The following is a 25,222-nucleotide window of genomic DNA, read 5'->3' as shown; positions in this document are numbered from 1 at the left end:
ATTATCAATCATCAGTAAAACATAAAAAAAGCCGGATGTGCCATCAACATCCGGCTTTCCTTTTCCTAAATGAAACGCAAGAGGAAACATTCGGGAAAAGTTATTGGATTTCAATTCTGTGATTATTTTCAACTAATTGTTGATTGCTCTTTGGCAAAACGATATTCAGTACGCCGTTTTCATATTTGCATTCAATACCTTCAAATTGTACATTATCGATAACAAATTGACGTTTGAAAGAACGACTTACACGTTCGCGGCGGATATAGTTTGCTTTGTCATCTTTCTTTTCTGTTTCTTGGTCTTGATTGGCTTCCACAGTTAAAAGATTGTTGTTGTAAGTGACATTGATGTCTTCTTTGTTCATACCAGGCAGATCCATGGTCACTTCATAAGAATGATCTTTTTCTTCAATGTCTACACTTGGTTGGTTCATAGGTGTAAAGAAAGAATCAAATGCTTGATCGAAGAATTGTGGGAAAAAGAAATTACGACTTGTTGGAAATAAGTTTGACATAGTACATTACCTCTTTTTTTTATTTTTTCTTCGGAAGGGAATCACTTTACTGATCCTCTTTACAGTTATTATAATACCACTTATTATCACTCATGTAAAGTGAGTGATAATAAGTTTTAATTTTCAGAATTTTTATAAGCATGTAAACAGGAGATAGCCCCAATAAAGATAACAGATAATCTATGAACAATGACAATAATTTTTCATAAAGTAACTAGATGATCCGTTTTATGATGGTTATGGAAAGTAGTTTTTAAAGATCGTTCATTTCTAGACGATAATATTACACGGAGGTGATTTTAATGAGAATATCTATGCAGGATGCTACAATTCATACGATTGGTGTAGCGGCAACTTCAAAAACATTGTCTCAAAGTATATTTTCCAAAAGTAGCATTTTTAAAGATACTGTGACGATTAGCGGACAAGCACGTCAGTTATTTGGCAATATGCAACAGGGAAGGCAAGATTCGATGGTTGAAAGTTTAATGAAGCAGCGTGAAGCATTGATGGAACAAAAAAGTGATTTGATGCAAAATACGCTTGATTCAGGTGGCGATTTATCGAGTATTAAAGAACAACTGAAGGATTATGAAAAGCAAATTGCGGATATTGATTCTCAAATTGCCGAAAAACAAGCGGAAACTCGTAGTGATGCATTGGGACTAGATAAGGATAAAGATGAGCAGACTCCAAAAAGCGATGAGGAAAAATTATTGACTCAAGCCATGTCATTAGATCAAGTTGATATGTTACATGGACTTGCAAATAAGCTAGAAGGACAAAAAAGGGTAATGGAATCGGAAATTGCAGTTGATGTAAGCCGAGGCGTGAATGTAGAACATAAGCAGCAAAAATTGAGCGATTTAGCAGAAAATCTTCAATCTATTCAAGAAAAAATAAGCAATAATCTTCAATCTATTCAGGAAAATAGGACAAATAATTCTCAAGATAATTTGGAAAATAAAGATAATGGAGATTCTTTCGATTCTGATTCACAAAGTTCTGATTCAGAAAATAGAGAGCTGTTTGAAAATCTATCATGAATCAAAGTATAGAAATTTTTGAAAATGGTAAGTGAGGGTGTGCCTAATTATTATGGGTACACCCTTTTTAGGCAATAAATAGCTACTATTTCAACAATCATATTTTCAATAATTATTTTTTCCATATCAGCCCTGTTAATTAGAAAAAATTAGGGTGAATATATGAGCCTAAATAAGAAATATTCTTTATTATAAACTCCAAATCAACACACCTGCTTCCATATAAGTTTTATGTATTGTCTAAAATAAGCTCCTTCTCATTTTATTGGTAAAATTGAAATTCATAATTTACGACTATTATCGTCAATGTTATCATTAAAAATAGTATGTAATGGGAGGCTTTGTCGATGAAACAATACTTAGAACTTTGCCGTCATATTTTAGAAAATGGCAATGATAAGGGAGACCGTACAGGAACGGGGACATGGAGTGTTTTTGGCTATCAGATGAGATTCAATTTGCAAGAAGGTTTCCCATTGATGACAACGAAAAAGATTGCATTTCGTTTAATAGCGACAGAATTATTATGGTTTATAAAAGGGGATACGAATGTACGCACGTTGATTGCACAAAATAATCATATTTGGGATGAATGGGCTTTTGAAAAATGGGTAAAAAGTGAAGATTATAAAGGACCAGATATGACAGATTTTGGCCATCGCGTATTACAGGATCAACTATTTAAAGAACAATATGACGAGCAAATGCAAGTTTTCCAAAAACGCATTTTGGAAGATGAAGTATTTGCAAAGAAATTTGGCGATCTTGGGCCGGTTTATGGAAAGCAGTGGCGTTCATGGCCTGATGTGAAAGGTGGAACAATCGACCAGCTTCGAAATGTGATTGAATCCATTAAAAAAAATCCGAATTCAAGACGCCATATTGTGTCTGCATGGAATCCTGCTGAAGTGGATGACATGGCTTTACCACCATGCCATTCGCTTTTCCAATTTTATGTTGCGGATGGTAAATTGTCTTGTCAATTGTATCAGCGCAGTGCAGATGTTTTTCTTGGAGTTCCTTTTAATATTGCATCCTATGCATTGCTGACACATTTAATCGCTAAAGAATGCAAATTAGAGGTAGGAGATTTTGTGCATACTTTAGGAGATGCGCATATTTATAAAAATCACTTAGCTCAAGTGGAAGAGCAATTATCCCGTACACCGAAGGCATTACCTAAACTAGTGATTAAAACAAATAAGGATTCGATTTTTGATTATGAAATGGCGGATTTGACAATTGAGGGATATGATCCTTATCCGCGTATTGCAGCACCAATTTCTGTGTGAGGAGGTTTAAAAGGATGATTTCATTGATCGTTGCGTTTGATGACAACCGTGTAATGGGTTATAACAATAAGATGCCCTGGCATTTACCAGGTGATTTAGCTTATTTCAAAAAGACTACGATGGGAAAGCCAATGATTATGGGGCGCAAAACATTTGAGTCGATTGGAAAGGCTTTACCTGGAAGAACGAATATTGTGATCACAAGAGATTTGAATTACAAGGCTGAAGGAGTTATAGTCGTACATTCTTTTGAAGAGGCTCTAGATGTCGCTAAAAAGGAAGAAAAAGAGATCATGATTATAGGGGGAGAGCAGATTTTCCGATTAGCTCTTCCAATCGCAGATGTTTTGTATGTGACAAAGATTCAACATGCATTTCAAGGAGATACCTTTTTTCCCGAAATAAGCGATGAATGGAAGACCGTATCTGAATCAGAAGAGCATGAAACAAAAGAAGGTATAAAATTTTCTTATTTAATCTATCAAAAATAGTATAATAGATTTATCCCGCATTAACGGGTAGTAAGACATTCACCTCAAGGTTTAGAGAGAAACGAGAAAGATAGGTGGGGGAACAACTGCCGCATGCGTCCGATTGGTTCGGGCGGACAAGATGTTGGTCCCTCAGGTATTGCCACAGGACGTGGCGCTTTTCACTTCCGTTCCTCTATTTCAGTGGGGGATGAAGAACCCCACTGATGGAAGCTTCACTTTATCATATGATCGAAGCCGTTTTAATCTTATGTTAATGAGTGTGGTCAACACTTTGTATTAAGATTCTAGAAAAAGCAAGGGATAGGTTGGGGAATCGATTACATGGAAAAGCTGGATGATTCTAACTTGTGTACAGGGTGTGATGAGGAAAACCTTCATTCGTGTGAAGTTTCACTTTATTGATGAAAATACGTCAAAACGTGTTTTTTTTCAATAACTGCATAGTATATAGAGAGTGAATTCTTTTTCTAATGGATATAAGTCGAAAAGTATTCCAATATAGTGAATTTCTGTAATCGATTTCTTTACTATTTCTTAATATCCACAAAACAATTGACAAATGTCACATGCTGAAAGAGAGATTCATTAGTAAAATAAATGATAAGGCTTTCAAATATAATAGACTTTTAGTTTACTATATAGCAATATCATTTTATCATGAAACGAATCTATTGAAGGATGTGTCAATGTGGGACGAATTCATATTGTGACTGATTCGACCGGTGAATTAACAAAAGAAGAGATTGAAAAGTACCATATCCATATAGTACCATTAACTATTCAAATTGATGACCAAACATACATCGATGGTGTGGATATTGGTCCTGCTGAATTTCTTGAGAAGATGGCTAATATATCTGAACTACCTAAAAGTTCTCAGCCAGCAGTAGGCGTATTTAAAGAACTATTTGATGAATTAGGTAGTAATGGAGATGAAGTATTGGTCATCACAATGACTGGTGGTATGAGCGGTACAGTAAAATCTGCTGAAGCAGCAGCTATGATGTCAGATACAAAAGTTGTCGTAGTGGATTCTCGCTTTATTTCCTATGCTCTTGGCTTTCAGGTGTTAGAAGCCGCGACAATGGCTGAGGAAGGTAAGACGATGGAAGAAATTTTGAAAAGAGTCGATCATGTACGTTCAAATACAAATTTATTAGTAGTTGTAGATACATTGAAAAACTTAATTAAAGGTGGCCGTATAGGTAAGGGGACCGGTTTAGTAGGTTCATTGTTGAATATTAAACCGATTGCTTCACTTGAAGGTGGAGCATATAATCCTGTTGCAAAAGTACGCAGCCATAAACAAGTTGTCAAATATTTGTTTAAGCGATTCCAAGAAGAAACCCATGGAAAAAAGGTTAAAGGTGTGGGGATAGCCCATGCAAATGGTCTTCATATGCTTGAACCATTAAAAGCATTGATTGAAGAGTCAGGCTATCATGATGTAAAATTTGGCTATACGTCGCCAATTATTAGCACACACACAGGAGCAGGAGCAATTGGTTTTTCATATTATACAGACTAATTATAGGCGGCAGGGAGTTATGACCATTCCCTGCTTTCTTTCATTCTGAGCGACAAGGTCGACATGAAAGGAAGAAATGAAATTGAAAAAATGGATAATACTAATGTTATCTATATTGATTTTATCCGCGTGTGAGATTACGGATAGTATGGGCAGTTCTAAAGATGCAAGTAAAAAAATAGCCGTTACGAAAATGATCAAGCCGAAAGATATCCAATATGTTGCATTAGGGGATTCTTTAACGCAAGGAGTTGGAGATGAACAAGGCAAACAAGGATATGTTGGACGTTTAGAAAAAGACATGGAATCATGGCAAGGTGTGAAGACTGTAACTGTTACAAATACAGCCAAAAGAGGTCGAAGAAGTGAACAATTGATCGATCAAATCCAATCAGGGAAAATTGATGATGCGCTTGAAAAAGCAGATTTTATTACATTAACTATTGGCGGCAACGATTTAATGAAGATTGTTCGTTCCAATATTACAGAACTGAATAAACAAGCCTTTGATAAAAAAAGACCTGAATTTCAACAAAGATATGAAACCATCCTGTCTCTGATCCGCGAACGGAATGCCAATGCCCCTATTTTGTTAATAGGTGTTTATAATCCTTTATCCATCTTTACGAAAGAAGAATCGGATATGAATACGATTATAGCAGAATGGAATTCGGACATTCGAAGTTTTGCTAATAACGATGCACACGCGGCATTTGTTAATATTGAGGATTTGTTCGATTCGAATGATAATCTTGTCTATCATACAGACTTTTTTCACCCGAATGCAAAAGGGTATGATTTAATGACAGCACGAATTATTCAAACATTACGTGAATATGATCTGAACAAATTATCACAAGGTCAATTCGATTTTAAGGAGGAGTCTTTTGATGAATAGATGGAAAGTAGCATTTATACTCCTCGCTACACTTGTGGTAGTAGTGATTGTTTCTATTGTATTTTTATTAACAAGACCAGTTCCGGGGACACCAACTCCAACTGCAAGCAAACTTCCTGAAGGCAGTCATTTACAAGTTCAAACAACTTCCGATGACTTCGAAAATATTGCGAATCGTCTTATATCCAGTTCTATGAAGGGTTCTAAGATTCCGGTCAAGATGTATATCAATGAAGAAGATGTCATATTGAGTGGGACGTTGCCAGTTTTCGATATGGATTTACCAATTGTCATGACATTTGAACCTACGATTGAAGAAGGCAACTTACTATTGAAACAAAAAACGGTTGAAGTGGGCATGCTCGATATTCCTCCTGCGACAGCCTTAAAGTTATTAAAGGATTCCGTTGACTTGCCAAGTTGGATGGTGATTCAACCGAAAGAGGAACAAATCTATTTAAACTTAACAGAAATGGATATTCCGCTAAGTGATGGTTTAGAAGGCAATGTACAAGCAAAAGAATTCAATTTGAAGGAAAATCGCATTATACTGGATGTAGTAATTCCTAAAAAATAGGAGGTCTTCGCATGGCGACAGAAAAAGCAACATTTGCTGGTGGGTGTTTTTGGTGTATGGTCAAACCATTTGATGAGCAACCAGGTATTGAGTCTGTTATTTCTGGATATACAGGTGGATATGTAGAAAATCCAAGCTATCAACAAGTTTGTTCTGATTTGACTGGTCATTTTGAGGCGGTTCAAATCACATATGACCCAGAAGTTTTTCCTTATGAAAAGCTAGTTGAAACCTTTTGGACTTTAATCGATCCGACTGACGCAGGTGGTCAATTCCATGATCGTGGTAGATCTTATATGACGGCTATTTTTTATCATAATGAGAAACAAAAGAAGATTGCAGAAAATTCAAAGAGGGCATTGGAGGAATCAGGAAAATTCAAACTCCCAATTGCAACCAAAATCTTAGAAGCAAAGCCATTTTATCCAGCTGAGGATTATCATCAGTATTATTATAAAAAAAATCCGATGCACTATGAGCTCTATTCCATCGGCTCAGGACGCACTGCATTTCAAAAGGAACATTGGGGGTCTCATTGATATGAAGAAGGAAAACAGATTGAAACAACTAACACCAATGCAATATCATGTAACTCAAGAAAAGGGAACGGAGCCTCCATTTCAAAATGAATTTGATGATCATTTTGAGGATGGATTATATGTAGATATTGTATCAGGGGAACCACTATTTTCTTCAAAGGATAAATTTCAATCAGGTTGTGGCTGGCCAGCATTTACGAAACCTGTAGAAAATGTGTGCATTACAGAGCATAAGGATACAAGTTTTGGTATGCTAAGGATTGAAGTGCGTAGTAAGGAAGCGGATTCTCACCTCGGTCATGTTTTTCCAGATGGTCCGATTGAAACAGGTGGCTTGCGTTACTGTATTAATTCTGCTGCGTTACGGTTCATTCCCAAAAATAAACTAGCAGAGGAAGGCTATGCGGAATTCGAGAAACTTTTTGAAAAGTAAAGTTGAGTAACTTATTTATCTTGATTTAGCAGAAGACATCTACGTTCAAAATAACATGGATACTGCGTCTTGTATAGTATCTCCATTTAATAGATGATAAAGCAAAAAACAGCGACTCCTCAAACATGCGAAATGCATTTTTGGAGGAGTCGTCACTTTTTACTGCTATTATCATATGGTTAAAAAACAACAATCCATATAACAGTCTTTTTTTATAAGTCTTTTCTTTATTTTGAAACTACGGCAATCTTTTTTGCTGCTTGGAAAGCTTGTTCAAAATCAGCGATTAAGTCATCCACATTTTCTAAACCAACTGAAAAGCGAAGAAGACCATCTGTAATTCCTCGTTTATCACGTTCTTCTTTTGGAATCGCTGCATGACTCATGGTTACAGGATATGAAAGAATAGATTCAACACCGCCTAGACTAACGGCAAAAATAGGGATTTGTACATGTTCGACAAAAGCTTTGGTTAGTTCACGATTGGGCAGTGTAAAGGATAACACAGCACCCGCATTTGATGCCTGACTTGCATGGACTTCATAGCCTGGATGATGAGGCAATCCAGGATAATGAACTTCTTCTACCAGTTCATGTTGATCGAGATAAGAAGCGATCTTCATGGCTGATTGAGATGACTGGGTTAGACGAGCATTCAGTGTTTTTATTCCTTGTATTAAAGAAAATGAATCTTGAGCCCCCAAAATAGCCCCCATTGAATTTTGCATAAAATAAATTTGTTTTCCAAGTTCCTCATCTTTTGTGACAACTAATCCAGCAATAATATCACTATGACCACCCAAAAATTTTGTTGCACTATGCAATACTACATCGACACCTAGGTCAAGAGGTCGTTGATAAAGTGGGGTCATAAAGGTATTATCGACAAAAGTTAACAAGCCATGTCTTTTAGCAATCGAAACAATTCCCCGAATATCTGTAATACCAAGAAGTGGATTGGCAGGAGTTTCAGCATATAAAATCTTAGTATTCGGTTGAATAGCGGCTTCCACTTCTTGTAGATTTGTAAAATCTGCAAACGTATGAGATATACCATATTTTGTTAATACTTGTGTTACCAATCGATAAGTACCACCATACACTTCATTCGTTACGACGAGGTGATCACCAGCATTTAAAGTAAGCAGGGCAGAGGAGATCGCTGCAATGCCTGAAGAAAAGGCAAAACCTCTTGTTCCTCCCTCTAGTTCAGCAATTGTTTTTTCTAGCGCATCGCGAGTCGGATTTCCTGAGCGACTATAATCATATGGCCCAAAAGAATCGAAATGTTTTTGATCAAATGTAGAAGAAAGATAAATAGGAACATTGACAGCTCCGGTCTTTTGTTCATAATCGCCTCTTGTGGAAGCAGTAATTAGGTTTGTTTCAATGGATTGTTTATTTTGTTGACTCATGGACGGACACCTCTTCTTTAACAATAGCAAACACACGTTGCAAATCAGCGATTAAATCTTCAGCTTCTTCAATTCCAACTGAAAAGCGTAACAATGAATTGTCAACTCCGCGGGCAATTCGTTCTTCTTCAGGGATATCTGCATGCGTTTGAGTGGCAGGATAAGTGATAAAGCTTTCAATACCACCCAGACTTTCGGCAAATGCGATTAACTGTAAATTTTCAAGGAAAGAAGGGACCCATTCCGAACGTTGTAAGCGGAAAGAAACCATACCTCCTAATCCTGCATAAAGGACATCCTTTACTAAAGGTTCTTGTTCTAAGTATGCAACGATTTTTTGGGCGTTTTCTGTATGTTGTTTCATGCGAACATGTAAGGTTTTTAATCCTCGGAGCAACAGCCAACTATCAATGGGTGCCAATGTTGCACCGGATGCATTGTGGTTATATAGCAATCTTTCAGAGAGTTCTTCTCCCTTTGCTATAACAAGACCAGCAAGCACATCATTATGTCCACCGATATATTTTGTGGCACTATGCACGACAATATCTGCACCGAGTTCAATTGGACGTTGATAGTAAGGGGTCAAAAAGGTGTTATCCACTATGAGTAATAAATGATGTTTTTTCGCAAACTCTGCAAATTGTGCGATATCCACTTCTTGCATTAATGGGTTGGTAGGTGATTCGATAAATAGTGCTTTCGTATTTTCATTAACAATTGTTTCAACTTCTTCTATTGATTGGAATGGAGAAAAATGAGCCTTGATCTTATATTGGTTTTCATACTGTCTTGCGAGTCGGTAAGTACCGCCATAGATGTCATCTGAATAGATAATTTCATCACCTGTTTTGAAAAGGGATAGTACTAATTGAATAGCGGCCATCCCGCTACTACAGGCAAATCCTGCATCTCCATTTTCTAATTTTGCAACTCCTTCTTCTAAAACGAATCGAGTTGGATTTTTGGACCTTGTATAGTCATAACCAGTTGATTGATCAAGTCCCGCGTGACGATATGCAGTCGAAAGATAGATAGGGGTATTGATGGATCCTGTTAGAGGATCTGTGTTTGTGCCGATTTGAGCTAAACAAGTGGAAATATGATTATTAGACATGTTCATCATCCTTTTTATTATAAAATAAAAAGGTCCTCTTAAGAAGAGGACCTTAAATATACAAAGTCAATCTTCTTATCTGCTAGACATACGTCTACTGGAATTAGCACCTTACCAAAAACGGTGGTTGCTGAGATTTCACAGGGCCAAGTCCCTCCATCTCTCTGGATAAGAAACAATATTCAATTGTTAGAAAAAATGAATTAATGAAATAGTAACACTTTAGGAAAAACTATGCAATAGGGTAATTAAAAATTTAGAGTCCTAATTTTTTAGTGGTGAGAGCTTTCTGTTTTAAATGATAAAAAAGTTACTAAAAAATTTTTTTGTTCTTTTTTAATTATTTGAATCAATTTCATAATGCAAAATCTAGATGAAAAACACGAACATTTCTAATCAGCATGAACATTAATGTTCAGAAGTTTTTGTTCCACTCCAGACGGCGCTTTCCACGGGCTTGGCTTCAATCTCCTCGGGTCGACACGATGTTGACCCCAAAGCCGTTGCCACAGGATGTGGCGAACTTAGGCTTTGTCCCTTAAATTGTTCCTGCGGGGCTTTCAGCTCAAGCTTTTCCCGTAGGACTTTGAATAAGCCTCCCTGAACTTACACCGCACGAAGGAAATGCGCAAGCCTAATCGAGGAGTCGCCGTCTTCCGCTACACAATTATCAAAATTAGTTATTCTTAAATGTTCGTATTTTTTAAGAAGAAAATGATTTATGAAATTGATTTATTTAGATATAATTTTTGTAACTTCATAAATGACTTTTTTGTTTTTTACTATTTTGATTGCCCCAGCATTTGGAGCGTAATAAGTGATCGAGCCATCAGCTCCTTTAATGCCAACAACAGATTTAAATGTACCTGCTTTTACGGTGAATTTATTTGAAATAGAAACGACTTTGTAACTTTTGTGGTTTGTTTTAAATACTTGATTTTTTGTAAAAGGATAAATGATTTGACGAACAGTACCGATTTTCGCAAATTTGTAATCTAAACCATTAGAAGATTCACGAATTAAAATGATTTGTTTTGGGGCAGTACTTGTTTTTTTGTACCAATAGGTCCAACCTGTTGAATTACGTTTGTTACTAGAAAACATTTTACCTTTTTGACCATTTTCAATATAGTAGTAGATATTCGTCGTTACCGGACGATAGGATGTTTTTTGGCCAGTATTCTGTTTTGGAGTGTTTGTTTTATTATCTGAATTTTTAGGTGAAGATGTTTTTGGGCTGAATATTAAGTATGACGAATATACATAAGCTGTTTTTTTATGAAACTTAATTTTAGCCCAACCTGTTTTGGATTGGCTATATACAACGACTTTATCGCCTTTCCAAAGCGTACCGATTCTTTTCGCATTAGCTGAAGGCTCCAGGTGAACGTATACGCTATTTGCTACTTTTGCCTTTACTGTATTTGTTGTTGCTGCGTCACTATTGGTTGAAAAAATAAAGAAAGTCAAAGTTCCAAATGTGACCATGAAAGATAGTAAAACCTTTACTATTTTCATTTGTACCATCTCCTCATATGTATGATAAAGCTTAGTAAGTGATGCCTATAATTCTATATTAATATCATTTTGCAACCGTTTTATAGAACGATGCAGCAGTAGGAAGGTTGCCCGTATCAAAAAAATAAGAAAACTTTGGAGAGATACTAAAATTTCTACCAACTTAAGCTTATAAATTATCCATTCCTAGGGGGGATTTTCATCAGGATTCGATGGAATGTTTTTTCAATAGCCTAATGCTATTCAACAAATCAATCTTTTTTACTTCACAGTAACGGTCAGAAAAATCCTGTGATTCAAAGACTTCAGTAAAAAACAAGAGGGTAGTGTGGTCAACTTCCTGTAAAAGCCTGATTGGTTTTACGAATACTTTGTGGAGGATGAAAATCCATCATTGTGAGAAGGTCTGTTTTGTGAGAGAGTGATAATAACAAAGAACTTATAGGATCTATCGTGGTATAATTGTTTAAAAAATGAGAAGCATTGGACAATTATTAGCTATTGTTTTCTGTTACAACGATTAGAATGTACTATATAATGAAAAGGGTAGGATCAATATGAAACCATCATTTTATCATTTTGTATTAACGTATAGAGGTGGAAAAGACGAAAAGGCGGCTTTTGCGGAAGCGGCTTTTCATGATCATAGTTTTCCAAAACAAGAAGAGGATTTCCAAATAATTTCAAGGTATGTAGAGGAAAAAGCCGATCACGAGTTGAGTGCCGTTGTATTCGATGAGCTTTGGCAAAAATACGAAGAAAAATACGAAAAGTAATAATTGTCAGAGGTCTGACTTTGTTGGTACAATAGGACAAGTGGATAAAAATTTTGAATGGAAATGGGGAAAGAATATGAGCATTCATATCGATGCTAAACAAGGCGACATCGCCGAAACTGTATTATTACCAGGAGATCCATTGCGTGCAAAGTATATTGCGGAAACATTTTTAGAAGATGTCACTCAATATAACGAAGTACGCAATATGTTTGGTTTTACAGGTACATATAAAGGAAATCGTATCTCCGTACAAGGAACAGGTATGGGTGTGCCTTCCATCGCTATTTACACAACTGAGCTGATGCAAGAATATGGGTGTAAAAAGTTAATACGTGTAGGTACTTGTGGTGCATTGAAACGTGACGTTCGTGTTCGTGATGTTATCCTTGCCCAATCAGCAACAACCGATTCAAAGATGAATGAGATTATCTTCAAAGGAATTGACTTCGCTCCAACAGCAGATTTTGATTTACTATTAAAAGCTTATAAAGCTGGAGAAGCAGCGGGGCTTAATTTACAAGTGGGGAACGTCTATACAGCTGATTTATTCTACGGGGAAGATAACCAAAATGAAAAATTAGCGGATTATGGTGTACTCGCTGTTGAAATGGAAACAGCGGCACTTTATACGTTAGCGGCTAAATTCAATCGCCAAGCCTTATCTGTCTTAACTGTCTCCGACCACCTATTAACAGGTGAAGCAACAACTTCAAAAGAACGCCAAACTACGTTTAACGATATGATTGTGGTGGCTTTAGAGGCAGCTATTCAAGAGTAGTTGTAGCAAAGACATAAGTTAAAAGAGAATCGATCTTAGTATAAGGCTTAAAAATAAAGCCGTATGAAAACAAGTTTTGCAAATTTGATTTCATACGGTTTATTCATTTTGATAAGGCTTTGTCCTAATTTCTTTACATAAAGTATCTTCAGAGTTACTTAAATAAAATAAATGAGTCATTAAATAACTGTTGAAAGTTCAACGACTTCAACAACTAATGGTGTTCCAGCTGCGATTGTTGCTGTAACATCATTAAAAGTCAATTCTGTAGCTGAAATTGTATAAGTACCACCTTCCTGAAGTACACCATTTAAGTAAAGGTTATAATACCCGTTTAATACCGTAGGGAATGCTGTTGCCGCTGTGCCGCTGTCATCTAGAAACGCTGTTGCAGGGACTGTCGTTCCATCAGTAACACTTAGAGGAGCTGCTAGTACGTTGAAAAATCTTGTAGAATTAGCAGATACATTTACATGAATATTAATCAGACTTAGTGCCATATGCCCACCTCCTATCTTCCTAGTATCAGTTAATGCAATATTGATTTTGGAAGATGGGCAAAATGCTCAGTTTATTCGATGAAATTCACCATGAATCTTTATTGAATAAAATATCAGGCGTGTTGATTATCCAATTTAATCTATAAAAATGGGGAGAGTCATCTGTCTTAACGGTCTTAGACTGCCTATTAACAGATGAAGCAACAACTTCAAAATAATTTTCATATGTGTAGGTAAGTTAGATAAACATGATAACTACACAAGTGTTAAAATCAGTGATGTTGCGTATAGAAACACCACTATTCATATATGGTTTGGATTTGCCTCTTATACGTTGAGAAAAACACAAATTACAGCTATGCCTAAAGCAGGAGTAGAGATTGCTACTATAGCGAAGCAGAGTGACCATAAATCACTCGAATGTATAACAAAGCATTATCTTGAGGTGCATAATTCAACCATAGATAAATATTTGTAACGGTTATTCTTAATTGTGTAGTTGTTTTTTATTTTGTACAGCTTTTTGTCTAGCAATCATATCAATCAAATATGAATGCATGTACATGCACAGTCTTCCAATGTTTGAATATCCTAAAAGGGTGAGTGAATACAAATGATTAAATAAAAAGGAGAGGGATTTTGAGTTTTAAATATAAGGATGAAATATACAACAGTCTGAACTTGGTCAGTAAACTTGTGGATGATTATGGAACTTGCCCAGGGTGTGGAAGCGAACATATCGGAAGCAACAAAAATGTTGGATCAATGGATTACAACGGTAAATTAGGAACATTTGAACGCACATGTAAATGTGGGTGGGCTGTTAAATTAAAAGTAGAGAAAATCTAATTGAATAAGTCTAATACAATTAGATAGATGTTCCTATAAAGCAAAATTGTAAAAGCTACTCATTGTCATTACATATATTTAAACCAGCTTAAAAATAGCGCTATAAGCCATTATATAAAAGAAAAAAGAAAATTTTCTAAAGGCTGTCAAGAATTTGGCAGTCTTTTTCTTTTCGTAGAACGTAATTCTTGCTATTATGGTATAAGTAGTGTTTGAAACACTGTTAGATTGAAAGTGGTGAACAAGATGGATGATAAAACAAAAGTTGATCCGGAGCAAAACGATGAATCACAAAAAGAGCAACAGGTTGCACCTACCCAAGATGTGAAACCAGCGGGTAAATACATACGTATGAAACCATTTGCTTTTATCATGATGATTATGGTTTTGATTCTCGCAACTTCAGGTATCACAATCTTTGCTTTAACTTTTGGAGAAGAAAAAGTGGTAGAGGTTCGAACACCATCTCATACCGAGTTCCAAAAATTATTTAATGCTTATGATGAACTATCAAAAAGCTATTACAAAGACCTTGATACAGATGCGTTAGTAAATGGTGCAGTGGACGGTATGATTAGCGCACTAGGAGACCCTTATTCAGATTATATGAATAAAAAAGAAGCAACAGAGTTCAATGAAAGTATTTCTTCCAGTTTCCAAGGAATCGGGGCAGAAATTCAAGAAAAAGATGGACATATTGTCGTTGTATCACCTATCAAAAATTCTCCTGCAGAGAAAGCAGGGATTAAGACAAACGACATTATTAAAAAAGTGAATGGCAAAAACATTGATGGTATGACAGCCTCTAAAGCCGTGTTATTGATTCGCGGTAAAAAAGGCACAGATGTCACTTTACAAATTCAACGTGGTGGCGCTAATAAGTTAATCACCATGAAAATTACGCGTGATGATATTCCAGTTGAAACAGTATATGCGGAAATGAAAAAAGACAAGATCGCTCATATTCAAATCACAAGCTTCTCTAATGACACCTATAAAGAACTTTTAAATGCATTAGATGAAATGGAAGGTAAAGGTATGAAAGGCCTTGTTATTGATGTTCGACAAAATCCAGGAGGTTTAGTCGATGTCGTAGAAAATATCGCAAGCCTATTTGTTAAAACAGGCGAGCCCATTGTACAATTTGAAGATCGAAACGGTAAAAAAGAGGTATTTCCTTCAAAAGATGGACGGAAAGTAAATGTGCCTGTAACTGTCTTAATAGATGGTGGAAGTGCATCCGCTTCTGAAATTTTAGCAGGTGCTTTAAGTGAATCTGCCAATGTCAAATTAGTGGGAGAAAAATCTTTTGGGAAAGGTACTATGCAAACAGCTGAAAATCTTTCAGATGGTTCAAATCTTAAATTTACGATAGCTAAATGGCTAACACCTGATGGAAATTGGATCCATGAAAAGGGAATTCAACCTGATTACAAAGTAAATTACCCAAGCTATGCTTCATTACCATATATCAGCACAGATAAGACATTAAAAGAAGGATCTCTTTCAGATCAAGTGAAAGTGGCAGAAAAAATGTTAAAAGCAGTTGGCTATAATCCTGGCAAAATCGATGGTTTATACGATGCTGCTACAACATTAGCTGTTCAACAATTCCAACAAAAACATAAGTTAAAAGTTACTGGTGTTCTAAAAGGCGATACCACTTATGCTTTAATGGAAGAATTACGCTTGAAGATTAAGAAGGACGACCCACAATTGAAGAAAGCAATGGCAATCGTCAAATCAGAAATGAAATAATTGCAATCAGCAAGAGGAGAAGTTGTCAGAAGGCAAAAATAGTATGCTAGGAGTAATCCTATCATGCTATTTTTGGTATACAGGTAAAATGGGTGTATAGACACGCCTTCAGGAAGGATAGAAGGGATACCGAAAAACGATAGAAGAACAATTTTTATCAAATTTTCAGGCAATCAATCCTTCACTTCAAAATGCAAGTAAACTTTGCTCATGAGTGATTGTTTCCAAACTGTATATAAACTTTTTACGCAGTGGGAAGCAGGAGGATAAGGACTGTAAGGGGTCGATTATTACCCTCTGTTATGCGAAATTTATTCTATGCAATACGCATTCAAATCTATTTTTTATAGGAGATCAACAAGATGATGAAAGATGTTTATTTATTTAGTGGATTTTTAGGAAGTGGTAAAACAACGATGCTGGTAGATATTATACGCCAATTAAAGGAACAAAATTTGAAGCCAGCAGTTATTATGAACGAACTTGGAAAGCTTAATTTTGATTCGCAAGCAGTTGAAGAAGGCATTCCATTAAAAGAAATGCTAAACGGATGTATTTGCTGCTCTGGTGCAGAAAAAACAGAGGCACAGATTCAATCTTTATTAGCAGAATCTGAATTTGATGTACTGATTATTGAAACAACAGGTGCAGCTCATCCCGTGGAAGCCTTGGATGCTGTATACTCCCCTCTATTTGCGCATCAACTTAATATTAAGGGGATTATCACCGTAGCAGATAGTAAGCGCTTGTTAGCACGCGATAAAATGTCGCCTCAAACTTGCTCTCTATTTTTAGAACAAATTCGTCACGCGCATTTGATCTTAGCTAATAAGATAGATCTACTAACAGAATCAGAACGTGCAAAAGCTACATTTGAATTACAAAGCTTAAATCCACATGCTCAAATTATCCAAACAACTCATGCAAAAGTGCCTTTGAAATTTCTACAAAGCTTACATGCAACGGCTAGACCTACAGATATTCAAAAGGCTGACTTAGGGCATCACCTACATTTGAGCTCTCGATTCGTTACTTTTTCGGAAGCTGCAGATTTTACGCAAGAACAATTTGAAGAGTGGATACGTACCTTACCAGATTCTGTCTACCGTATGAAAGGTTATGTTCCAATCAAAGGAATTAAAAATCCGATGCTTTTCCAATATGCATATGGATTAACACAATGGCTACCAGAATATGTGCATATGGAACCAAATCTTATAATAATTGGTGAGAATGTAGATGAATTAAAAGTGCCTGATATTCAAAACTAGATACTCAAATTTGGATAATGTCAACCCTTTTAAACTAGCAATAAGCAGATAGACTTCAAGTATATTCCAAATAAAATCTTTTCATAATGCCTAACGAGACCCTCTTTGGAGAAAGTGGTAATCATTGGGCATTTTTCTTCTTGATATGTACGATAAGCTTTATGCAGACAAGGAGGAATGCAAAAGATGAAAAAAATGACAAAATGGGCATTACCATTAAGCCTACTAATAACGGTAGGTGTTTCAAGTGGAGCAATGGATGCTTCGGCTAAAACAGTCAATAATGATGCAGCGAAGCAAACTTCATTGTCAAATTGTGATTGGCAATATAATCAGGCATATAATTGGGTGAAACTTTCTAATAATTCATTTGCCCCATTTGATGTGAAAAAGTTAAGTAAGGCTGAATTAGAAAAGTATTTAAATTCACTATATCAAGAAATACCAAATGCTAATTTGGACAAGAAAACCACTCAAAACACAGGTTCAAATAAGGGAACATCCAACACGGATTCCAACAAAGGAACCACTCAAAATACAGGATCAGACAAAGGAACACCAACGACTGATTCTAATAAAGGAACCACTCAAAACACAGGATCAGATAAAGGAACACCAACGACTGATTCTAATAAAGAAACTACTCAAAACACAGGTTCAAATAAAGGAACATCCAACACGGATTCCAATAAGGGAACCACTCAAAATACAGGATCCAAGGAAACAACACCAACGACTGATTCTAATAAAGGAACTACTCAAAATACAGGATCAGACAAAGGAACATCCAATACAGGTTCTAACACTTCAACATCAACGAATTCAAATAGCTCATCTGTATCACAATTTGAACAACAAGTAATTACTTTGACAAATGCTGAACGTGCAAAAGAAGGGCTTCCAGCATTACAAGCTGATACAACATTGATGAAATCAGCAAGAGCAAAATCAGACGATATGGCAAAAAATAATTATTTCTCTCATACTAGCCCAACATACGGTTCACCATTCGATCAAATGAAATCACTTGGTATCTCATATAAATCAGCAGGTGAAAATATCGCACAAGGTCAAAAAACACCTCAAGAAGTTGTACAAGCTTGGATGGAATCTCCAGGACACCGTGAAAATATCATGAATGCTTCGTACACTCATATTGGTGTGGGCTATTCATCAAATGGTAACTATTGGACACAACAATTTATCCAAAAATAATGATAGAATCATAGCCACATCATGATCTATCAGGAACTGTCTAAAAAGTATTGTTTTACAAGATCATATTTCAGCTAGTTCATAAGAATCTGCTCATTCTATTTTTTAGAAATGAGCAGATTTTTGTTTAGTCAGTGTATACTTGTTGAGTTGGAGATGTTACTTCTTTTTCTCTTTTTGCATGGATTAATTGTGCTACAATAATAGGAGCTATAGATAAACACGGATGCTTGCCGATTGGTATAATGAGCATCCAAAATACGAAGAGTATGTGGACAATTTATTTAATAGCATTGCGTTTACTTGATAGTAAGAGATTAAAATCAACTTCAATAGATGATTATTTAAGCGACAAGAATCGGAAACATGAATTCTTTTTAGTATATTCCTCATTAATGGGTAGTGCACTTTTCACTCCAAGATTCAATTCTTATTGAATAGGATATGTATCTTTTATAAAAGTGATTCGTATAGTAGAATAAGTACTTGTATCTAGCTAAGTGTGCTAGCTGCTTGAGACCTTTCAATTTGTCGGTCGAAAGCTGAGAAAGTTTTCGATTTGAGCTTTCTAACGCTGTTCGTACCTAAATGAGCGATTTCCGCTTTTAGTAGAATAGGAGAATTATTATGACTAAACAAACTGTAATATTAACTGGTGGTGGTACTGCTGGCCACGTTTCACTTAACCAAGCAATCATACCTTCTTTTTTAGAAAAGGGATATGATGTTCACTATATAGGGTCAAAAGAGGGCATTGAAAAAGACATTATTGGTCAGGCTTTTCCTGATTTGCCGTACTATTCAATTTCGAGTGGTAAATTCCGACGCTATTTTTCTTTGAAAAATTTCACAGATCCTTTTCGTGTCTTTGCAGGAATTTCACAAGCATTGTCTATTATTCGACGCGTGAAACCGGTTATTGTATTTTCAAAGGGTGGCTTTGTTTCTGTGCCAGTTGTCATAGCAGCCAAACTTTCTGGTATTCCAGTTGTATCCCACGAGTCTGATGTAACACCGGGTTTAGCGAACAAACTTTCATCGCCATTTGCTTCACATGTTTTTACTGTGTTTAAACAAACGCTGAAACACTTACCATCTGAAAAAGCGACATGTACAGGCTCGATTATTCGCCCAGCATTATTTGAAGGAACAAAAGAAAAGGGCCTTGAAATGTGTGGCTTTCGCAATGGTAAAGAAACGATTTTAATTATGGGTGGAAGTCAAGGATCTAAATTTATCAATGATGCTGTTCGTTCGAATATCGTTGAATTGTTGAAGGATCACAATATCATTCATTTGTGTGGAAAGGGAAATTTAGACGAAGCACTTGTGAATATGCCAGGATATAAACAATTTGAATATGTTACAACTGAATTGCCTGATCTATTGCATGCTTCCGACTATATTGTATCTCGAGCAGGTTCTAATTCCATTTTTGAATTTTTAGCTTTAGAAAAACCAATGTTATTAATTCCACTTTCTTTGCAAAAATCTCGTGGTGATCAGATTTTGAATGCGGAACTTTTCTTTGAACAAGGTATCGCCGAGGTTTTGCAAGAGGAAGAACTGAATAGCCAAAGCTTTATGAAGGCCATGGAGGCATTAGAGAGTCATAAAGATTCACTGATCAAAAACATGCGTGAAGCTGAATCGCCAAAAACACCAGATGAAATGGTGGACTTAATCCTCCAATATGCCAATAATAAAAACTAAAAATACAAAGAATGTCGTCAAAGTGAGCATTTTGCCTTTGGCGGCATTTTTGTTGTCTAGCTATTCTTAGACGGGCAAATGATAGAATAAGCACTTTTATGTAGGAGAGTGTGAGCTAAAAAATGCTGTATGAGATCTGATTGTATATCCGGACTAAGATAGTAAAAATCCCAAAACAAAAAACCAATTAGCCACCTTTCAAATGATGAGCTAAATGGTCTTTTATATTGTATAAACAGGAAGATTCCCAACATTTTCAGTAAAAGCAAGATACGCAAGGGCAACTGCCTGTAAAAACTGGATTGTTTCAACTAACATCCAGTGGTGGATGAAGAAAATCCCCACTGATGGAAGCTCCACTTTATCCAATGCTAGTAGCAAGTCGAAATGGTCACACTTTCATCATTTTTACATTGCCTGTTCTGATGAGGCGCCATTTTGAGAAGCCATATATAAATAAAATGTGTCCTTTTGGATTTTAAATAATTCAAACTGTTTTTCACCTTTGTTTATTTCTTCATATAAAGATGGATGGCTTTCTTTGGCATCTGTAACATAGCTGAGTTTAGAAGTAGCACGCAGAGATTTTGCATTTTCCTTTCGAATCTTTAGAAAGACACACTGAAAATCTAATTCAAAAAATAATTCTTTTAAAAATAATTCTTTGGATTTTTGGTTGTAGCCTTTTCCTTGGAACGGGACGCCAATCCAAGTACCTAAGAATCCAGCTCCATCTTGCACATCATAGAGAGTGATGGTGCCAATTGGTTGCCCCCAATCATCTGTGATTGTACGTGAGACTACTTTTCCATTTTCTTCGTCTTCTATTAATTGGCTTGTCATAAACCAAAATTCGTCTGCTGTCTTAGCCTTTTGACGCACAAAAGGGAAGACAGATGGATGACTTAACAACTCAAATAACTCATTGCATTCGTGCAATTCACGTCGTTTAATCATACTGAACGCCTCCTTTTCAGGGGTGAACTGGTCATCCGATTCTACCCCGCTCGAAATTTTTCATTTAGTAATGCATAAAAAATTTCGGGGTGGGAATCGAACCCACTAGAACCAGTGATTACTGGTGGCGCACCATTTGCCTTCCCTATTATTGACTCTCATAAAAATAGGAATTACTTATGAAATTATTTTGCACTTTTACTATACTAAGATTTAAGAAAAAAGCAAAGGAAAAACCATTTTATCCCGCTATAACGGGCAGTAAGATCCCCATTTCAAGATACAGAGAACCGAGAAAGATAGATGGGGGATGAACTGCCCGTAAAGGTCCGATTGGTTTAGCTAACCATCAGTGTGTGATTAAACATTTACAAGGTAATAAAAACTATACATTGCCAGAGCTGATATTGAATGCTTCGAACAAATTAAACATTTACAAGGTAATAAAAACTTCTTATTCAGATTTGCATATTTCATTACAGAAAAACGCACATCTAGCGAACTTGGAATTTACCATTTCCTAGGGGGTTCAACTCAAGCTTTTCCCGTACATTGAATAGGCTTTACTGAATCGACAGCACATGAAGGAAATGAATATACGAGACGGTGCCATCTTCCACTTCATAATCTTAAATAATGGACATCTTTAAACGTTCGTATTTCTTCTATTAGATTCTGTATGATGAAATTGCTTTAAATAGTAAAAAAATAACTGTTTTTATGAGGAACGGATATTTGCTAAAATAGATAATAAATATATTTTTATTTTCCCTGAAATTTGCAAAAATATAATCGATAGTTGTAAAATAATATAATATTCACATTTTAAGAAATGGTGCATAGATAAATATAACCATTTTATTTTAATTTTATCGGAAATTTTCTTGTTTCTAGTAAGAAAGGCGAATTTTACGCTTTGCAAGGTGTGCTATTCAGTTGTATGCTTATTTGAATAGAATTATGATGGGAATAGAGAATGGGGGACTACTAGTGGTTTTAGATTTATTGAAAGTACATGGTTCGGGAAATACATTTTATTTATATGAAACAGATGATGAGGCATCTGTTGATTGGATATCTTTAGCTAAATGGCTTTGTGCAGATACAAATCATGGTGGCGCGGATGGCTTGTTACTTGTAGCACCCTCAGAAAAAGGAATCGCTAAAATGCGAGTGATTAATGCGGATGGTACGGAAGCTTCTATGTGTGGAAATGGCTTACGCTGTGTAGCGCGCTATGTTTTAGAAAAAAACGATTTATCTGAAGGGCTCATTGAAACGATGAAGGTAACTTTACACGTTGCAAAAGAAGAGCCATTGTTTAATGGTGTACCTACATATGGTGTTGAGATCGCACCTATATCATTTGAACTTTCATCATTGCCCATGAAAGTAGAAGACAAAACAACTTTTATCGATACAGTATATAATCAATTAGCAGATGATGTGGCTTTTACGGCTGTCTCAGTACCCAATCCACACTTAATAGGATTTGTTTCAAAAGAAAAGATAGAAAATAAGGATCATCAGGAAAATTTAGCAGCTTATTTGAATGGGTCAAATCCAATTTGTCCAGATGGAGTCAATGTAAGTTATGTTTATCCAATCAGTCGGAATGAAATATACGTACGTACATTTGAAAGAGGGGTTGGATTTACAAATGCATGTGGCACTGCAATGACGGCTTCTGCATTAGTTTCAAGAATGTTAAAACATACAACAGAAGAAAAAATTACAGTATTCAATCCCGGAGGCTTTGTTCAATGTTTCGTAGAAAAAGATCAGGATGAATATAAGTTGAGATTGGTAGGAAACGCTACATTTGTAGGAAAGTATAGTTTAGAAATTAAAGACGGACATTATTCTTATATAGACATTGATGATACAAATGAACAACAATCCTATAATGCACTTATTGAATTTGCAAAAGAAAAGTTAGCTACACAGTTTACCGTTGTTTGACATGAGGTGGCACTATGGCAGAAACGTTTATAACGAAAGAACAATTTAATACACTTTATGGAGCAAATAAAGAATTTGTATATTTTATGGAATTCATAGAAAATGATTTTCGATATGTTTATATCAATCGTTCAGCTGAATGTGTATTTGATACGAATCCAGAAGGTAAATTTTTATCTGAAATGGTTCAAAATTCAGATGTTCAAAATAAAGTGAAAGAATATTATTTGAAAGCAATCGCTACAAAGCAACAAACAACATTTCGAGATTTTTATTTATTCTCTGAAAAAAAGAGTGCGAACGAAACGGTCTGTACACCTATTTTTCAAGAAAACCATATATATATATTGGCAGTTACAAGTAATATACACGGTCAAAAAAAATTAGAAGAGAAGTATCTATGGTTAGAATCATTATTTGAAGATAAAAGCAATCCTACCGTCATTTTACTAAAAGATTTCACTGTTTTTGATGTAAATCTAGTTTATAAAAAAGTGTTTGGTTGTCCTCTTACAGAACAGCAAGAATTTTTGAAATCAGATTTTATCAATCCAGATGATGAAAAAAAGTATTTTCAATGTATTAAAGATACTTTTAACGGGAATGTTTCATCTCCTGCTATTTTTTCTCATAGGAAGAGTTCAGGAGAAGTGGGGGACTTTCTAGTCGGTTTTTCTCCTATTAATATGGAGAATCAGGTTGCTGCTATTAGTATTCAATGGCAAGAGCTTGGGAGTAAGGTACAGTTAAAAAAAGATTCCATACAAACTACGTTATTGTTAGATAGTTATAGGGAAGCCTTAAACGCAGCTGCAAATATATGCATCACCGATAAAAATGGAGTTATTGAATTTGTGAATACGGGATTTGAAAAACAAACGCAATTTCATGCAGATGAGTTGATTGGAAATACAAATGCATTGTTAAATTCACGTAAGCATTCCCAAGAATTTTACCAAAACTTGTGGAACACTATTCTAAGTGGAAAGCTATGGCGTGGTGAAATGTGCAACCGCACAAAATACGGTAGAATGTATTGGACGGATACGACGATAGTGCCTATCAAAAATATCAATGGTGATATAACTCATTTTTTAGGGATAAGTTTTGATATCTCTGAAAAGAAAGCGATTATGACCAATCTACGCAATGTGGAAAAGCTTTTCCGTTTGATCACAGAGCATACAAGTGATTTTATCGTCATTACTAGTGAAGATGGAATCATTCAATATGTATCTTCAACGCACGAAGCACGTCTGGGATATGAAAAAGAAGAGTTATTGGGAAAGTTTTATTTTGACTTATTAACGAAAGAAAGCAGTATCTTCTTACAAAATGAGTTGAAGCAAATCAAGAAAATAGGAAATTCTAAGATGGAGTTGGAAATCTTAGCGAAGGACGGGCATAGACATTGGATAGAAGCGCAGATTTCCGCTGTCAAAGATTCTGATCGAAAAGATGAATATCAATTTGTTTCCGTTGCTAGAGAAATTACGGAACGCCGTGAAATGGAAAAACAATTACGTTTTCTTGCCTATCATGATAGTTTAACGATGTTGCCGAATAGAAGATATTTATTAGAAAAGTTTGATGAATTAGCGGATGATGCTAATTCGTCGGGGAGATCGATCGCCGTATTATTGATTGACGGGGATAATTTTAAACGTATTAATGATGAATACGGGCATAATATTGGTGATGAATTTATTAAAAATTTTGGTAAAGCATTATTATCAAGCTTAAGAGATACAGATATAGTTGCTCGTATAGGTGGAGATGAATTTGTTATTATTTTAACGAAGGTATCCTTGAATCTTTCAAAAAGAAATAGTCAAATCGAAAAAGCGATTAAACGGATTCAAAAAATCCTTCGTAAGGGATGGAGAATCAAAGGAGAGCATTTCGCGCCAACATCATCCATTGGTATTGCTTGTTATCCTGAGGATGGTCTTGAAATTTCGCTACTATTAGATAAGGCAGATACGGCATTATATTATGCTAAAAAAATATCTGGTAAAGATTCATATCATTATGCCGATATGCCAACTAGGGATGGTGGCGAATAA

At 35.7% G+C, this 25,222-nt stretch carries 22 protein-coding genes, 1 pseudogene and 1 riboswitch; of the genes and pseudogenes, 17 read left to right on the top strand and 6 right to left on the bottom strand.

Annotation, left to right across the window (positions count from 1 at the left end):
• Positions 1-100 precede the first annotated feature (100 nt).
• The gene (locus FEZ13_RS06345; protein WP_146551901.1) at positions 101-517 is read right to left on the bottom strand and encodes an Hsp20/alpha crystallin family protein; all 417 of its coding nucleotides are present in this window, start codon (positions 515-517) and stop codon (positions 101-103) included.
• A gap of 302 nt (positions 518-819) precedes the next feature.
• Between FEZ13_RS06345 and FEZ13_RS06340 the strand changes: the two genes are divergently transcribed.
• The 8 genes from FEZ13_RS06340 to msrB all read left to right on the top strand — a co-directional run bounded on the left by FEZ13_RS06340 (position 820) and on the right by msrB (position 7,324).
• Entirely contained in the window at positions 820-1,563 is a 744-nt protein-coding gene (locus FEZ13_RS06340; RefSeq protein WP_146551900.1) for a hypothetical protein, read from the top strand.
• 347 nt (positions 1,564-1,910) lie between these two features.
• Positions 1,911-2,855: a thymidylate synthase gene (locus FEZ13_RS06335; RefSeq protein ID WP_146551899.1), complete on the top strand. Its 945-nt coding sequence runs from the start codon at positions 1,911-1,913 to the stop codon at positions 2,853-2,855.
• A 14-nt stretch (positions 2,856-2,869) separates the two neighbouring features.
• Positions 2,870-3,346: a dihydrofolate reductase gene (locus tag FEZ13_RS06330; protein ID WP_146551898.1), complete on the top strand. Its 477-nt coding sequence runs from the start codon at positions 2,870-2,872 to the stop codon at positions 3,344-3,346.
• Positions 3,347-4,037: 691 nt separating this feature from the next.
• Positions 4,038-4,877, top strand: coding sequence for a DegV family protein (locus FEZ13_RS06325; protein WP_146551897.1), 840 nt, complete (start codon positions 4,038-4,040; stop codon positions 4,875-4,877).
• 82 nt (positions 4,878-4,959) lie between these two features.
• Complete coding sequence (locus tag FEZ13_RS06320; protein WP_146551896.1) at positions 4,960-5,775, top strand: GDSL-type esterase/lipase family protein; 816 nt, start codon at positions 4,960-4,962, stop codon at positions 5,773-5,775.
• On the top strand, positions 5,768-6,352 hold the full coding sequence (locus tag FEZ13_RS06315) for a YpmS family protein (protein ID WP_146551895.1): 585 nt from the start codon (positions 5,768-5,770) through the stop codon (positions 6,350-6,352). The genes FEZ13_RS06320 and FEZ13_RS06315 overlap by 8 nt, the downstream gene beginning before the upstream one ends.
• An 11-nt stretch (positions 6,353-6,363) precedes the next feature.
• A complete protein-coding gene (gene msrA / locus FEZ13_RS06310) occupies positions 6,364-6,891 on the top strand; it encodes a peptide-methionine (S)-S-oxide reductase MsrA (protein WP_146551894.1) in 528 nt (175 codons plus the stop codon).
• 1 nt (position 6,892) lies between these two features.
• Positions 6,893-7,324 (top strand): peptide-methionine (R)-S-oxide reductase MsrB, encoded by a 432-nt coding sequence (gene msrB, locus FEZ13_RS06305; RefSeq protein ID WP_146551893.1) that lies wholly within the window; start codon positions 6,893-6,895, stop codon positions 7,322-7,324.
• Positions 7,325-7,551: 227 nt separating this feature from the next.
• Here the strand turns inward: msrB and metC are convergent, their stop codons facing one another.
• From metC to FEZ13_RS06290, 3 genes are all read right to left on the bottom strand, one after another.
• Entirely contained in the window at positions 7,552-8,739 is a 1,188-nt protein-coding gene (metC, locus tag FEZ13_RS06300) for a cystathionine beta-lyase (RefSeq protein WP_146551892.1), read from the bottom strand.
• Positions 8,723-9,856 (bottom strand): methionine biosynthesis PLP-dependent protein, encoded by a 1,134-nt coding sequence (locus FEZ13_RS06295; protein ID WP_146551891.1) that lies wholly within the window; start codon positions 9,854-9,856, stop codon positions 8,723-8,725. The genes metC and FEZ13_RS06295 overlap by 17 nt, the downstream gene beginning before the upstream one ends.
• A gap of 72 nt (positions 9,857-9,928) precedes the next feature.
• Positions 9,929-10,031, bottom strand: a riboswitch (SAM riboswitch).
• A gap of 557 nt (positions 10,032-10,588) precedes the next feature.
• Positions 10,589-11,374, bottom strand: coding sequence for an SH3 domain-containing protein (locus tag FEZ13_RS06290; RefSeq protein WP_186725799.1), 786 nt, complete (start codon positions 11,372-11,374; stop codon positions 10,589-10,591).
• A gap of 557 nt (positions 11,375-11,931) precedes the next feature.
• On the opposite strand from FEZ13_RS06290, the gene FEZ13_RS06285 reads away from it, so the two are divergent.
• Positions 11,932-12,150, top strand: a complete 219-nt coding sequence (locus FEZ13_RS06285; protein ID WP_146549063.1) for a YozE family protein — start codon at positions 11,932-11,934, stop codon at positions 12,148-12,150.
• A 76-nt stretch (positions 12,151-12,226) separates the two neighbouring features.
• Positions 12,227-12,931: a purine-nucleoside phosphorylase gene (deoD, locus tag FEZ13_RS06280; protein WP_146551889.1), complete on the top strand. Its 705-nt coding sequence runs from the start codon at positions 12,227-12,229 to the stop codon at positions 12,929-12,931.
• A gap of 179 nt (positions 12,932-13,110) precedes the next feature.
• On the opposite strand, the gene FEZ13_RS06275 is transcribed toward deoD, so the two are convergent.
• Positions 13,111-13,431 carry a DUF4183 domain-containing protein gene (locus tag FEZ13_RS06275; RefSeq protein ID WP_146549061.1) on the bottom strand — a complete coding sequence of 107 codons (321 nt, stop codon included), beginning with the start codon at positions 13,429-13,431 and terminating at the stop codon, positions 13,111-13,113.
• Between the two features lie 639 nt (positions 13,432-14,070).
• Here FEZ13_RS06275 and FEZ13_RS06270 point away from each other — a divergent pair.
• The 5 genes and pseudogenes from FEZ13_RS06270 (at position 14,071) to FEZ13_RS06250 (ending at position 20,237) form a co-directional block, all read left to right on the top strand.
• Positions 14,071-14,280, top strand: coding sequence for a DUF3797 domain-containing protein (locus tag FEZ13_RS06270; RefSeq protein WP_208221570.1), 210 nt, complete (start codon positions 14,071-14,073; stop codon positions 14,278-14,280).
• A 246-nt stretch (positions 14,281-14,526) separates the two neighbouring features.
• A complete protein-coding gene (locus FEZ13_RS06265) occupies positions 14,527-16,038 on the top strand; it encodes a lmo1851 family serine protease (protein ID WP_146549059.1) in 1,512 nt (503 codons plus the stop codon).
• Positions 16,039-16,403: 365 nt separating this feature from the next.
• Positions 16,404-17,309: a CobW family GTP-binding protein gene (locus FEZ13_RS06260; RefSeq protein ID WP_146552763.1), complete on the top strand. Its 906-nt coding sequence runs from the start codon at positions 16,404-16,406 to the stop codon at positions 17,307-17,309.
• 834 nt (positions 17,310-18,143) lie between these two features.
• Positions 18,144-18,524, top strand: a pseudogene (locus tag FEZ13_RS19970) (CAP domain-containing protein); the annotation flags it as partial.
• 627 nt (positions 18,525-19,151) lie between these two features.
• A complete protein-coding gene (locus FEZ13_RS06250; RefSeq protein ID WP_146551888.1) occupies positions 19,152-20,237 on the top strand; it encodes an undecaprenyldiphospho-muramoylpentapeptide beta-N-acetylglucosaminyltransferase in 1,086 nt (361 codons plus the stop codon).
• A gap of 408 nt (positions 20,238-20,645) precedes the next feature.
• On the opposite strand, the gene FEZ13_RS06245 is transcribed toward FEZ13_RS06250, so the two are convergent.
• Positions 20,646-21,194 carry a GNAT family N-acetyltransferase gene (locus FEZ13_RS06245; RefSeq protein ID WP_146549057.1) on the bottom strand — a complete coding sequence of 183 codons (549 nt, stop codon included), beginning with the start codon at positions 21,192-21,194 and terminating at the stop codon, positions 20,646-20,648.
• Between the two features lie 990 nt (positions 21,195-22,184).
• On the opposite strand from FEZ13_RS06245, the gene dapF reads away from it, so the two are divergent.
• Positions 22,185-23,156: a diaminopimelate epimerase gene (gene dapF, locus FEZ13_RS06240; protein ID WP_146551887.1), complete on the top strand. Its 972-nt coding sequence runs from the start codon at positions 22,185-22,187 to the stop codon at positions 23,154-23,156.
• Positions 23,157-23,170: 14 nt separating this feature from the next.
• The gene (locus FEZ13_RS06235; protein WP_146551886.1) at positions 23,171-25,222 is read left to right on the top strand and encodes a diguanylate cyclase domain-containing protein; all 2,052 of its coding nucleotides are present in this window, start codon (positions 23,171-23,173) and stop codon (positions 25,220-25,222) included.

Source organism: Rummeliibacillus sp. SL167 (genome assembly GCF_007896505.1).
Classification (GTDB): domain Bacteria; phylum Bacillota; class Bacilli; order Bacillales_A; family Planococcaceae; genus Rummeliibacillus; species Rummeliibacillus suwonensis.
This window is presented reverse-complemented; position numbering and strand designations above follow the sequence as displayed.